The 12442-nt window shown below is 66.4% G+C and carries 11 protein-coding genes and 1 pseudogene; 4 read left to right on the forward strand and 8 right to left on the reverse strand.

The features are described from left to right. Nucleotides 1-232: 232 nt before the first annotated feature. From JS756_RS28505 to JS756_RS37060, 3 genes and pseudogenes are all read right to left on the reverse strand, one after another. On the reverse strand, nt 233-4255 hold the full coding sequence (locus tag JS756_RS28505) for a helix-turn-helix domain-containing protein (protein ID WP_205386114.1): 4023 nt from the start codon (nt 4253-4255) through the stop codon (nt 233-235). A 91-nt stretch (nt 4256-4346) separates the two neighbouring features. Continuing rightward, nucleotides 4347-4843 (reverse strand): annotated as a pseudogene (locus JS756_RS28510) (NUDIX domain-containing protein). Between the two features lie 174 nt (nt 4844-5017). Next, entirely contained in the window at nt 5018-5440 is a 423-nt protein-coding gene (locus JS756_RS37060; RefSeq protein WP_307791152.1) for a Scr1 family TA system antitoxin-like transcriptional regulator, read from the reverse strand. A gap of 9 nt (nt 5441-5449) precedes the next feature. Here JS756_RS37060 and JS756_RS37640 point away from each other — a divergent pair, with 9 nt between their 5' ends. Continuing rightward, on the forward strand, nt 5450-5584 hold the full coding sequence (locus tag JS756_RS37640) for a hypothetical protein (protein ID WP_275892742.1): 135 nt from the start codon (nt 5450-5452) through the stop codon (nt 5582-5584). Between the two features lie 155 nt (nt 5585-5739). Here the strand turns inward: JS756_RS37640 and JS756_RS28520 are convergent, their stop codons facing one another. The 3 genes from JS756_RS28520 to JS756_RS28530 are packed head-to-tail and all read right to left on the reverse strand — an operon-like array spanning nt 5740 to nt 7702. Further along, the gene (locus JS756_RS28520) at nt 5740-6093 is read right to left on the reverse strand and encodes an ASCH domain-containing protein (protein WP_205386116.1); all 354 of its coding nucleotides are present in this window, start codon (nt 6091-6093) and stop codon (nt 5740-5742) included. Then, the gene (locus JS756_RS28525; RefSeq protein WP_205386117.1) at nt 6090-7205 is read right to left on the reverse strand and encodes a hypothetical protein; all 1116 of its coding nucleotides are present in this window, start codon (nt 7203-7205) and stop codon (nt 6090-6092) included. The genes JS756_RS28520 and JS756_RS28525 overlap by 4 nt, the downstream gene beginning before the upstream one ends. Continuing rightward, complete coding sequence (locus JS756_RS28530; protein ID WP_205386118.1) at nt 7202-7702, reverse strand: ATP-binding protein; 501 nt, start codon at nt 7700-7702, stop codon at nt 7202-7204. The genes JS756_RS28525 and JS756_RS28530 overlap by 4 nt, the downstream gene beginning before the upstream one ends. A gap of 104 nt (nt 7703-7806) precedes the next feature. Between JS756_RS28530 and JS756_RS28535 the strand changes: the two genes are divergently transcribed. After that, nucleotides 7807-9144: a helix-turn-helix domain-containing protein gene (locus tag JS756_RS28535; RefSeq protein WP_205386124.1), complete on the forward strand. Its 1338-nt coding sequence runs from the start codon at nt 7807-7809 to the stop codon at nt 9142-9144. Then, complete coding sequence (locus JS756_RS28540) at nt 9141-9959, forward strand: class I SAM-dependent methyltransferase (protein WP_205386119.1); 819 nt, start codon at nt 9141-9143, stop codon at nt 9957-9959. Before JS756_RS28535 ends, JS756_RS28540 begins: the two co-directional genes overlap by 4 nt. Nucleotides 9960-9961: 2 nt before the next feature. On the opposite strand, the gene JS756_RS28545 is transcribed toward JS756_RS28540, so the two are convergent. Together JS756_RS28545 and JS756_RS28550 are read right to left on the reverse strand one after the other, a co-directional pair. Next, nucleotides 9962-11095, reverse strand: coding sequence for a hypothetical protein (locus JS756_RS28545; RefSeq protein WP_307791154.1), 1134 nt, complete (start codon nt 11093-11095; stop codon nt 9962-9964). A gap of 169 nt (nt 11096-11264) precedes the next feature. Next, complete coding sequence (locus JS756_RS28550; protein ID WP_205386120.1) at nt 11265-11804, reverse strand: hypothetical protein; 540 nt, start codon at nt 11802-11804, stop codon at nt 11265-11267. 293 nt (nt 11805-12097) lie between these two features. Here JS756_RS28550 and JS756_RS28555 point away from each other — a divergent pair, with 293 nt between their 5' ends. Next, entirely contained in the window at nt 12098-12337 is a 240-nt protein-coding gene (locus JS756_RS28555) for a hypothetical protein (RefSeq protein ID WP_205386121.1), read from the forward strand. Nucleotides 12338-12442 lie beyond the last annotated feature (105 nt).

A 12442-nucleotide genomic window follows, 5' to 3' on the forward strand; every position in this document is an offset into this window, starting at 1 on the left:
GGGGCGACCGTGGAGGTCGCGGGTCGGGAGGCGTGATCGAGGATCAGGCCTTCTTGGTCTCCTAGTAATGGGCCAGGTCGGTGACCTGCGGGGATCTACCCTGTGGGGCGCTGACCTGGCCTTTTGCTGATGGCTGGCGATGGGGTGCGACGGTCGTGATCGGGTGTCCTGCGGACTGTGTGCGGACTCCTCGCTTGCCGTAGCCCTGTGCGTTAGTTAGGCGGCGCACGGATTACCAGGTCCGGTGGTCTGGCGCGGCACCGTCGTCCCGAACAGCCCAGGCGATCATTCGCTCGGCAGACTCCTTCAAGGATCGGTAGAAACGCTCTTCCACAGAGCCCTGCTCCAAGGTGGCCATGATGGATGCGGCCCGGTCGCGAATGTCGACATCTTCCGCATATGGCTCGCCGGGACTCCCCCTTCGCGTACCCGTGGTCACTGAGCTATGCAGGCTTCCACCAGCGAGCTGAAGCACCTCCGCAGAGGTGCTCGCTGCGGTTCGCAGAACTTCGCTGACGAACGCGGGTTCCTGCCACACCAAATCATTGCCGGCCGCCTGGAGCAGGATCGCTGCCGCTCGCTTCTGGTCAGGACTCCCTGTTCGGAACCACTCCACAAACAGCCTCTGCACCTCGTGATCGAAAGTCACTGCAACAGCCTGAAAGATCTCCGGCGCGTAGTGCTCTCTACGTGATGCGGCCCGCGATCCTGCCTCTACCGCAGCGGTCCACTCCTGGACGCGCCGCAGGTATTCCATACGTCGTGAGCTGTCAGAGAACCTCAGGGGAACGTGCCAGCCAAAAGGAAGAGGAGTGTACGTGGGGAGCCGCTCAAGAGCGGACTCCCAGTGCTCAACCCGGCTCATCATGAGTTCAAGTACATCGTCTCCATGTGACGCCGAGAGAGCAGATAGAAGGCGCTGCAGGTCGTACCCATCCAGCTCAGGAACTTCGCGTAGTTGGGCGAGCACAGCGGATGCGTGGTCAGGCGCTAGGTCAGACCAGTCCAGCCAGCGGTAGATAGTTACGGCTCTCGCGAACTCTTCGGCAACGTCGGCGGAGCCCCGAATTGGTACCGAAGTCACGAGATCGACAGCTGCTGCATGGTTGGTCTGGGACAACGTCGCTGCCGCCACGATGACCAGCCGACGCACAACCGAGTCGTTATGATCAGCCAGCTCGCCGCTTAGGATGAGAAGCGCGTCTGGCGCCACTTTCTTGCCGGGCCTGCGTTCCGTGAGTGCGATCGCCACCGCACGCGCTAGAGACGGCTGCCCAATGGACACCAGGGCTCTCGCCCGCTCAACTCCGTCAGAGGCCGTTTCACGGAGAAGCGCCCTCAATGCCGCAGGAAGTACTGCGTGCTGCACTGGTTCTGGACACTGGACCACTTGCGTGCAGATGACCTCGGCGAGTCCGGGCTGGGCGTCGACGAGGTGGTCCATAAAGGCATGAGCATTCTCAGGGCCGATACCGAATACATCGAAGCCTTGAGTCAGCAGCGATTCCACCTGTTCCCAGGTGCGCTCGGGTGTCCATGTAGCCGAAGCCATAGCAATCTCGTGAAGCTTGGCGTCCCAGGCTTCTCCTGCTGCCTGATAGTCGCCACTGTCTCCGCGTCTCACTTCGGTCCACCAGTTGCTATGCAGCGCGATAGCAATTTCGTGGCTCACCGATGCCGGCAGAGCATCGATCACTTCCTGAGCTGCCTCCTGGCCTTGCGCAGACCCGTAGGTCGTATCCCAGCTCACGGCACGGCGCATGGCGCACGAGGCTAGTGGGCCGGGCTGAATCTCTCGCGTGCGGTCTCGTAGTTCGTTCAGCAGGGTGACGACATGCGACCCACCGGCTCCCCGTGAATTGCGGAGAACTTCCTCGAACGAGAGCGCAGCCTTAGCGGAACGGCATGGGTCTGTACTCTCATACTCCGAATACAGCAAATCCAGCGCTTGGCGACGAATATTCTGCACCAGGTCTAGATTCACGGCACTGCGACGGATTGTAAGGGTCCACCCCTCCTGTATCGTGCTTTCCGCTTCCGAGGCGAACACGGGATCGAGCAACGCAAGTGGCATGCGAGAGTGGACAGATTGGGCGGCTGCAGATCCAAGCCACCGGGCAACCGCACGGATAATGGCTTCCTGATACGCGAACGCCTTTCCCGGCTCATAGGAGGCGAGTTGTGTCAAGATGCGCAGCGCATGATCTGGATGCGCGTTGAGCGTCCGCGGGTCGTTGCGGCCCAGCTCCCACAGCAGGTCTGACGCTTCATCGACATAGTCGAGATCGTGTGCAACGGCCTCAAGTGCAGGAGCCATCGCCCGTTGCACGAGGGGGCTCGGGCGGCTCTCGTATAGCCAATGAAGAAGCCGACTGACGCGCTGAGGCTGGAAGACCCCAATCTGACGAAGAAACGGAAGATACGCCATCTGTTCATCCGGGCCGGCGGCCTGGACAGCATCCGTCACGACTTTCCATAGAGGGTCTACGAGTGAACTTGTCTGAGGCTTGTCCATACGCCATTGCCAGTCGACCCGACTCGCATTGACGAGAGCATTCAACAGAGGTTCTCGCTCCTGAATTACGGCGTATGCTCTTTCCAGATAGCCCGTTGACGACCCGGACGACGTCATCAGTGCGGCGTCGGATAGCACGACATCGCCGAGCAGGTCAGGGACGATACGCAAAGAAGTTCCGCGGCGTAGCAATACACCCGCGTCCTCAAGCGCCTTCAGGTGAGGTGCGAGCTCATAGAAAGGCTGGTCCGCCAGGGCTGCCAAAGCTGTTTGAAATGATGGCACGTTCTCGCGGAACGGCTGCAGCAAGGAAACCGCACGGAGAACACCGCGAAGGAATGAGGAGTCGCCAACTCGACCGGCAGTCGCTGTATGCAGGAAGGAATCAGCGACCTCTCGACGGATCTGCTCATCCGTCTCCAGCAGTCGTGTGCTAAGCCTGCCATCCCGAATCTGAACGGCACCAACTACTAGTAGCAGAGGGCAATCCCCGACAGCGCGGGCCAGCCGCGTTGCGAGATTGCCCATGTCGCTTCCGAGTGCCTCCGCGGCGAGGGCTGCGGCCTGTGTGGTCGACAGCTCCGTCAAGGTCCAAGTTGGGACAACTGAGTGGTCCACTCCAAGATTACGTAGCGCCTCGCGAACGGCAGGCAGGCCATACGGACGAGTAGCCATGAGGATCTTGGCATCCGGGCGTTCCCTTCGAACGCCAGCAATCAGCGTCCGGAGACCTGAACCGTGCTCATGAGCATCGTCGACAATGAGGACCAGTTTGCGATCATTGGGAAGAAGATCGAAGTCCTCCGGCCCCACAGGTTCTCGCGGGGCGATCCGAACGACCATCGCAGCGCCTTCTTCGAGTCGCTGAGAGACAGCCTTCAGCAGGCGGCTCTTGCCCGCACCAGCCGCCCCAATCAGCAGACCCAGCGGAGACTCCTCTGTGGGCGCCTCGGCAAGTCGGGTCAGCGCGTCGAGTTCCGCAGAACGGCCCACGAGTGTCCACCGATGCGAGTACCTGTCGCCTTGGCCGAAACGATCAAAGGCTTCCGCCGCCGTCTCCCAGGGGCTGGGAGTCCGAATCCCCAGAAACGGCTCACGGAACCCAGGAAAATACCTATCTACGATGCGCAGTGCTGCGTCTCGGGGAAGGCCACGCACTTTCCTCGCCAGAACATCTGCGTCCCAGATCTCCCAGGTGGGGAGTTTGGCGGCACGCTGTTGGACCTTGACGCTCGCTGGCACTGTAAGGAAGAGGACGCAACGATCGATCGCAGCGCTGTCAGGGTCGAGCTCTGCGACTGCGGCATCGAAGCTCGCCGGCTGGAACTTTGCGTAGCGCTTGCACTGGATGCCCACACGTTCACCGGTGGGCATCACAACACGAATGTCGATCCCATGCTGCTTTTCGCCCCTGCCGCCAAAACGGGTGACCGACGCCTCGGGCGAGAGCTCGCTAGTCAAGTCAGCCGAAAAGGACTCGAACTCATACTCGTCAAGGATATTGAACGGCAACTCAGTGAGTCGCGGCAGCCCGACAGGCGTCGTCGATGCGGAGACTCGCCCGTGGTCGAGCCCCAGGAGGGTTTGCATCAGGCCAAGGGTCGCGTCCGACGGGGTCGCCTTGCCTCGCTCCCACCTGCTGACGGCCTGCTGGCCGACACCGAGCCGCCGAGCTAGCTCCTGCTGCGACCAGCCCTGGGCCTCGCGGGCCGCCTTGATCCGTGACGGGAAATCCACCATGCATGGAATCCTACGCTTGCCCTGCGTGAGAATCGAGTGCCCATGGTGCGCGCCCCAGTCCTCTCGGATCATGTCCTTGTGGGGCGCAGGGTCAGCGCCAGCCGTCCAGGGATACCTCGGGTCCACGAATCAGGTATTGGCGGAGGGCACTGGCGGTGGTGTCCACGAAGGCTTCGGGGATGGAGTCGGCGTCGACCCAGCGGACCTGGGAGTGCTTGCGGGGTTCGCGGTTCCCGGGTTCGCCGGCCCATTCGTGGGCGGCGAACACGACCGTGAGGAAGCCGTTGGGGGCCTCGACACCCCAGGCGCCGTGGATGATGTGGGCGACCTTGAGGGACTCGGGCTTCACCGTGAGGCCGGTTTCCTCGTACAACTCGCGGACGGCCGTCTCGGTGATCGGTTCGCCCGGTTCGCTCTTGCCGACGGGGAGGTCCCACATCCCCTGGGCGAACTTGGCGTTCTCGCTGCGCTGGAGGAGGACGACGCGGTTGGTGGCCTTGTCGTGGACGATGACGGCGGCGACCAGCAGGGTCATCGATTCGAGCGCCGGCTTGAGGACCTTCGGCGGTCGTCGGTCTGCTGGGTCACTGGGTTCCCTTCGTCGGGCGGGTGTTGGGCATGTGAGGGCGATGACTCGTCGGTACGGGCCTCGGCGGTGAGGCTGCCGCCGAGGTTCTGGTTGCTGGCGATGGGGCGTGACGGTCGTGATCGAGTGCACCTGGGACTGCAGTCGCGGCCTCTGCCGCTGGAGTGACGAGGGGCCTATTGCTGGAGCGGGGTGTTGGTCCAGAAGGAGTGGGCCTTCTTCAGGAGCTCCTCGGCGGCGTCGCCGTACGATGCCGCAGCGCACAGAGCGGCGAAGGCTTTGTTGTAGAGGTCGAGTTCGCTCTGTTCCGTGATGTCCACGGAGGAGGAGACGAGTTCGACGTGGGCCCGGTCGTCATCGCCGTAGATGTTGAACGCGTGGACGGGGAACAGGTCCACTCGCGCGGTGGAGGGAAGGATCCCCAGCGTGAGAGAGGTCAGGCCGAGTTCTCTCAGGAGGCGCTCGATCTGTTCTCGCATGACCTCGGGCCCACCGATGTTCGTGTAGAGAGCCTGCTCCCCGAGGACGACGTCGTAATGGTGCTCGCCGTCGTACAGCACCTGCTGCCGTTGCATGCGCTTGGCGACGCCCGCCGGCACGTCGTTCGGGTGGCGAGGAAGTCGACGACCTGGCCGAGGATCACGGTGGCGTACGCCTCGGTCTGGAGCGTGCCCCAGATCATCGTGGGCACGTACGCCTTGCCCTCGCGCGTGCTCTGGTACCAGCGCACCACGTCGTCCTGAGTCGCTTCCGTACCGGTGGACAGACGATCCGTCCAGGGAACTGAACTGGTCACCGCATCCCCTCCTGGGTGGTGCCGCCGGGGCGGCTTCGATGGGCGTTGCCGTTCCGGTCGAGGATGGCTGCGAGTGTCCGATCTTGTAAGAGCTGGAACCGGTCAGGCCATGCGCTTCATCTCGATGGCGAGGGCTCCGAGGGCTTCCTTCTCCGGCCCGTAGATGGTGCGGATGTTGGCCAGCTGCTGGTCGCGGGTGGCGGTCGGGTTGACGTTGGGCGGGCCCTCGCCGTCGAGGAGGGCTTCGAAGTCGGGGTACTCGGTGACCCGGAGGACTTCGACGTCGCAGGTCTCGTCTGTGCCCTTGATGCGGAAGCGGATGGTGTCGCCGGCGGCGAGGTCCGCGAGGCGCGGGTACTTGACCCGCACCTCGATGGTCTTGGTGCCCGCGGCGACGAGCTCGAAGTACTGGCGGTAGAGGTTGAGCTCGCGGACGCGGGCGGTGCGGTTGGTCATCGGGAGGGAACGCTCCTGGGGGATGGGGAGGTGATCAGGCGGCCGATCTCGGCGGCCGAGTACGAGCGGAAGAAGTGGCGGGGGTCGGAGAGCAGGGTCTCGGTCATGGCGAGCAGCTGGTCGGCGTACTCGGTGACGGTGCCGGGCCACTGTCGGGTGTCGAGCATCCAAGGGGCGGCGCCCTCGGGCAAGGGGGCACGGCCTTCTCGTATGAGGGATTTCGACAGCTTGGCGCCGGTGTCGGTGACGACCTGGGGGCAGAACAGGCGGGCCGGCAGCTGGGCGCGGGTGAGGCCCACGGCCTGGAGGGCCTCGTCGACGAGGTGGGAGCCGAAGACCCAGTCGCCGCCCTTGACCATGACGTGCAGGGTGCCCTGGGGGCTGGTCAGGGCGAGTTCCTTGACCAGGTTGCGGTAGAGGGTGGCCAGGTCGAGGTAGCCGCCGGCGGTGGGCGTGATGGTGGCCTCGTACGGGCCGTGGTGGAGGCAGACGGCGGAGACCGCCGCCGACTCGGGCCCGGTGAGGCGGACCCGGGTGCGTTCGGCGTGCTTCTCAGCCCAGCCGCAGTCGGGGTGTGGGCAGGGGACGCGGAGGTGCGGGGTACCGGTGGAGGGGGCGAGCCACCAGCGGGCGGCGTCGATGCGGGGGAGGAGTCGGAGCCACGTGCGGCGGTAGTGCTCGCCGGCCTGCTGATGGGTGTACGTCTCGATGCGGTGCGGGATGCCCAGGCGCCTGGACAGAGCGGTGAAGAGGGGCTGGTAGAGGGCGGTGACGAGGTCGATCAGGGCCTGCTCGCCGAGGGCCTGGGCGTAGGCGCGCTGGTAGCGGTTGCCGCTGGCCGGGTCGGTGGCCAGCTCGTACGGGGCGTTGTCGAGGGCGCTGAAGAGCACCTCGGTGGGGAGACCGAAGCGGTCGCGCAGGCGGGCGGCCATGGCGAAGGCCAGGGACTGCACGAGCGAGGTGCCGATGTGCGGGGCGCCGTTGATCTGGGTGCCGACGACCAGCACGATCCGCTCGGGCGGGGCAGCCAGGATGCGTGGGGTCAGGACGTCCTCGGCGTGGTGGAGGGCGTTGGCGAGAACGGTGTTCGGCGAGACGGGGTGCGTGGTCACGAGGTGTCTCCCTGGGGGACGGTGGTGCGGGGCGGCAGGGGCGCGGCCCCGTTCTTGGCACGGTCGAATGCGGCCCAGACGCACTTTCCGGGGCCCGTCCGCTCCTTCACGCCCCAACTGTCCGCCGTAGCCGAGACGATCAGCAGGCCACGGCCGTCGACGGCGGACTCCCCGGGATCGCGCTGGATCGGAGTGTCGTCGCCGGCGTCGTGGACCTCGATGCGCAGTTGGTCATCGAGGGAGCCGACACGCACGAGGACGAGACGTCCCACGGGTGCTCCATGAAGCACGGCGTTCGTGACGAGTTCCGAGGTGCACAGCCGCATGTCGTCGAGGCGGCTCGTCTCACCCCATTCGGTCAGCGTGGCGGCGACGAAGTCGCGAGCGGTACGCGGTGTGGTCCGGCGGCGGGGGAACAGCATGGTGCGGTGCCGACCCGTGCTCGGAAGGAGATCCGGGGCGGTATCGGTCGCCTCGTTGGTGAGTCTGCTTGCCATGGTCAACAGCAAAGCGACTTAACTCATTTGGGTCGGGAGCCAGCACGGGGGCCAAGACGGGGGCCACTATGGGGGCCAGAGGTCACGTGTTCCTGGGGGACGGCATGGGCGACACCGGGATCGGCGCCTTGCTCGTCCGGCTGCGTACCGCGCGCGGCTGGAGCCAGCAGCGGGTCGCCGACGAGTACAACGCCCTGGAGGGGCGCTCCGCGAAGACCGGCAAGGAGATCGGGCGCTACGAGCGCGAAGCCCGAGTTCCTGTTCCCTACACCCGGAATTACCTGGCGCAGGTCTTCAGTGTCGATGTCGCCGTGCTCGACCAAGCCGTTGCCGTCAGCAAGGGGCAGCGGGACGGGTCCGATACCGCCGAGGTCGAGATTGTGCCGCCGGTGCTGCCGCCCGAAGACACCCACGTCCGTGGAGACCCACTCTCTGAGGACGCGGTGCGGTCGGCGGACTTCGCCCGCTTCATCGCGCAGCGGAACGCCGACGAGTTCGTCGTGGAACAGTTGGAGGCAGACGTCGGCCGGCTCGCCCGTACGTACGTCAGCCACCCGTTGATGGAGCAGTACGTCGAGATCAGGCGGTTACGGGACGGGGCCTTCGCACTGCTGCGCGGGCGCCAGCACCCCCGACAGACCACCGACCTCTACCTCTCTGCCTCTCGCCTCTGTGGCCTGTCCGCGCACGTCTGCCTCGACCTCGGTGACTACGACTCCGCCGCCACCCACGCCCGTACCGCACGCGCCTGTGCCGAAGCGGCTGGGCACGAGGGGATGCTGGCCTGGGTACGGTCCGTGGAGTCGTTGATCGCGTACTGGACCGGGCGGTACGAGCAGGCGGCCCGGCTGGCCCAGGTCGGCCGTCGGCACAGGGCAAGTGGCAGCATCGGCGCACGGCTGGCGAGTCTGGAGGCGCGGGCGTTGGCGATAGTCGGCGACACGGCAGGTGCGCTCGCTGCCCTGTCGGATGCCGAACGATCGCGCGAGGCGATCTCGGGTGGGGACGAGGTGCTGGGAGTCTTCGACTTCCCTGCGGCCAAGCAGTTCGCTTATGCCGGAACGACCCTCTTGGCCGTGGGCGGGCAGGAACACATCCACCGGGCCATCATCAGCGCGGAGACGGCGATCCGCCTCTATCGCAGCGCGGACGGAGATGACCAGTCGGTCGGTGATCTGTTCGCCGCGCACCTCGACCTCGCCCGCGGGCACCTGCTCCTGGGCGACCTGGATGGCACGGAGGAGATGCTCGGCTTCGTGCTCCAGTCCTCGCCGGAGCGCATGTCGGCCAGTATCGTGCGCCGGCTCACCGTTCTCGGGCGGGAGCTGGAAGGGCCGCAGTACGGTGGAGCCGCGCAGGCAGTGCACCTGCGCGAACGACTCCAGCACACGGCCGTCCGTGCGTCCCTGCCCGCCCCCCACCAACCGGAGTTGCCGACGTGACCGACCTGTCCGCCGCCCACGACGCTGCTGTCACCGACCGGACCCGCCTGGCGGGCAGCGCCTACAACGGAGACCGGGACCTGGCCGCCCGGCAGTCGCTCTACCAGTGGCAGACGCCCCGGTACGACCTGCCCGGCCTCGTCGCCGAGCGGCTGGGCAACGCACGCGGGCGCGTTGTCGACATCGGCTGCGGCAACGGCAAGTTCATCCAACGGCTCCGTCAGGACCGCCCGGACCTGTCCCTGCTCGGCCTCGACATCGCTCCCGGCATCCTCGCTGGCGTCCCTGGCCCGGTTGCCGTGGCGGACGCCACGCGGCTTCCGCTGGCGGCGGGCAGCATCGACGCCGCTCTCGCGCTCCACATGCTGTACCACGTGCCCGACATTCCCCAGGCTGTCAGGGAGCTGGCCCGGGTCGTCGCCCGTGACGGGCTAGTGGTCGCCTCCACCAACAGCGACCGCGACAAGGCCGAACTCGACGACCTCTGGCAGCGGGCCGCTGGCGACGTCCTCGGAATCGAACGAGGCCCTGCCCGCATCTCGCTCAGTGCCCGGTTCTCCCTGGAGAAGGCCCCGGCCTTCCTCGGCGAGGAGTTCGGACAGGTGGAGGTCACCGAACTGCCGGGGACCATCACGGTCCGCGACCCCGAGCCGGTCATCGCTCACATGGCCTCTTATCGCGCCTGGTCGGACCAGCACGACGTGCCCTTCGACGCGACCATCGACCGGGCCCGTGCCCTCGTCGCCGACGACATCGCCCGCAATGGCGCGTACGAGATCACCTGCCTTGGCGGCATCCTCGTCTGCCGCCGGTGAGGTCAGCCCAGTGGCGGCCAGGGCCCGGCGAGCAGGCGTCCCGCCTCCTCGGTGATCTCTTCCGCTAGAGGTTCCCGGTCGCCGCGTTGGATCGCTGCCCAGTCGTTGTAGGCGTCGGTCTTGTCGACCAGGGGTCTGAGTGACTGCGGGCGGGCCAGTGCGCCCCATCCTTCGTACGTGATCAGGTCACCGCCGGCGCCGGGGTCCAGGCTGCCGTTCACGATCAGCCGGAGCCACCAGCGGACGAGTTCCCAGCGCGCCGCTTCCCACGGGAGGTCGGTGGTGTCGGCCGGGAGGTCCTGGAGCAGGCCGAGTTCGTCCAGCACCTGGCCGAAGAAGGCGTCGGCCTGCGCGTGCTCGGAGCGTGACAGGCCAGCGAGGAGGGGGAGAGACTCCGTCTCGACGTCGAGAACCAGGGCCGTGAGGCCGGCTTCGATGAGCTGCTCTGGGTGGTGCCGGCGGCCGATCAGGCGTTCCAGGGCCAGCATCCGGAAGCAGTCGACGGCCTCCTGCGCGGTCGTGGCGTACGGCGTGAACGGCGTGGGCAGGGAGACGTCGATGCCCGGACCGCCCTCGACGAAGTACGACCAGAAGTCGACTGTCGTACGAGCGAGGAGGCCGCTCGATCGGCCGGCGAACTCGTGGTGGATGTAGTCGGCGAGGTCGTTCCCGTACAGGATGATGTCGGTCTGGTAGACGGACAGGACGGGGTGCCCGTGCTCGCCCGCCGTGCCAGGCAGGTAGCGGTGTCCGTAGACCGGGACCAGTCGCGGCACTCTCTCCAGCTCAGTCCTCGCGACGCGCAGTGCCTCGGACGTCTCCGCCGGCCTCGACGGCCAGGCGGGATGCCAGAACCCGTTGTGCTCCACGTCGAAGAGCACGCCCTTCACCGGCCACGCCAGCCGCCCGGCCAGGTCCTCGGGGTCGCCGTCGCGCCAGTCCGGCCACCGTGACGAGCCGTGCGGGAGCCCGGCGGAGAGGAAGACACGGTGGTCGGCCGAGAAAGTGAAGCCGAACCGCGTCTCGACCGCGTCGAGCTCTCGCTCGGTGAGCCCTGGCCCGATCTCGGTTCGGAGCATGCCCTGAAGGGCACGGGCGGCTTCCAGGGTCAGGCGGGGCGTCGACGGCGTGTTCACGTCTGCCAGCGTAGTGAGCGGTACGGCCGCACACGCCAGGACGCTGTGGCAGTCCGCTGCCTCATCGCGCATTCGCTGCGACGGACTGCGACGACCTCGGCGCTGTTCGGGCTCCCTGCAGTGTCCGCCCAGAGTGGAGCGATTGGCAGGTCTGCCGGCGTGGTGGCGCCTACCCGAGGGCGGCGGCAGCGGCCTTGTAGTCGGCGGCCTGGGCCGGGGTGAGGTAGTGGCTGACGCGGATGAGCACGGTGCCGCTGACAAAGTCGTACTCAGAGAGCATGGGCATGCCCTTGGTGACGTTCTGGATGTAGTCGGCGCGCGCCTGGGCGTCGGCTGCGGTCGTGAAGACCTCGATCGCTCCGCCGAGCCCGACGCTGCCGGGCTCCGCGCCGGCTACCTCGTCGACCTTGATACGGGAGTCCGTGAACGTCACCTTGCTGGTGTACTGGTTGGGGCGGCCGAGGAGATGGTTCGGGTCGTCGTCCTCGGTGACAACTCCCGAGAGCTTGGCGGACGCGACCTTGCCGGAAATGACCTTGAAGGCGTCGCTCGCGGTGAGCTCCCTTGCTGCAGGCTTGGTCGGGACGCCAGCGGTTGCAGTGGTGGTGTTCTTCGGCTGGTCGTTCTTCTGATCGCTCCCCGACCCGCATGCCGTCATGGCCGCGAAGGCGATGACGAGGGCGGCAGCGGACAGGGCGGGCTTACGCATGATGGCTCCGAAGTATGGCGGGTTTGGGTGTGTTGATCAGGTCGCAGAACTATTGCACTGCGATGTGGCAGTGCGTGCGGATACCGGAAGACCGGCTGGTGTCAGTGCCCGACCGGGTAGGTGGTGGTGGGTCGATCGTGGAGGAGCGCGGGGGCTTGTCCGCTGGCGTCTATCGGCAGCTTCGGAGGTTCAGACGTGCGGGATAGGGCCATGGACCGGGGAGAGCCGCTTCTGGGTACGGAGGTTGGCCCCCGGCATGCTCTTCCCCACGGCTGCTGGGTAGCGTCCCTCGGGTGAATCTTCACCTCATCAACGATGTGCCCGACGGCCTGACCCGACGAGCGCGATCCTTTGTCGCCGCGCATGGCGTCAAGGTCGACGTTCGCCCCGTCGAGGGGCACAGGCAGTGGTGGCTTGAGCGGGACATCCCAGCAGCGGTGATCGATCGAATGGCGGCCTACCAAGAGCGATGGGGCGGTCTGCTCTTGCCGCCCGCACCGCAGTACGACGGCGGAAGATTTCAAGTCCAGTGAGACGGTCGTGACGCTATGAGGTTTGTGGTGCGGGTTCCCTGCGCTTGGCCGGGTCGTTGATCCATGCCTGCTGGGGTATCCGGGGTGGTCGGGGGCGGCGGCCGA

Origin of the sequence: Streptomyces actuosus, from assembly GCF_016921115.1 — a bacterium.
Taxonomy (GTDB): Bacteria; Actinomycetota; Actinomycetes; order Streptomycetales; family Streptomycetaceae; genus Streptomyces; species Streptomyces actuosus_A.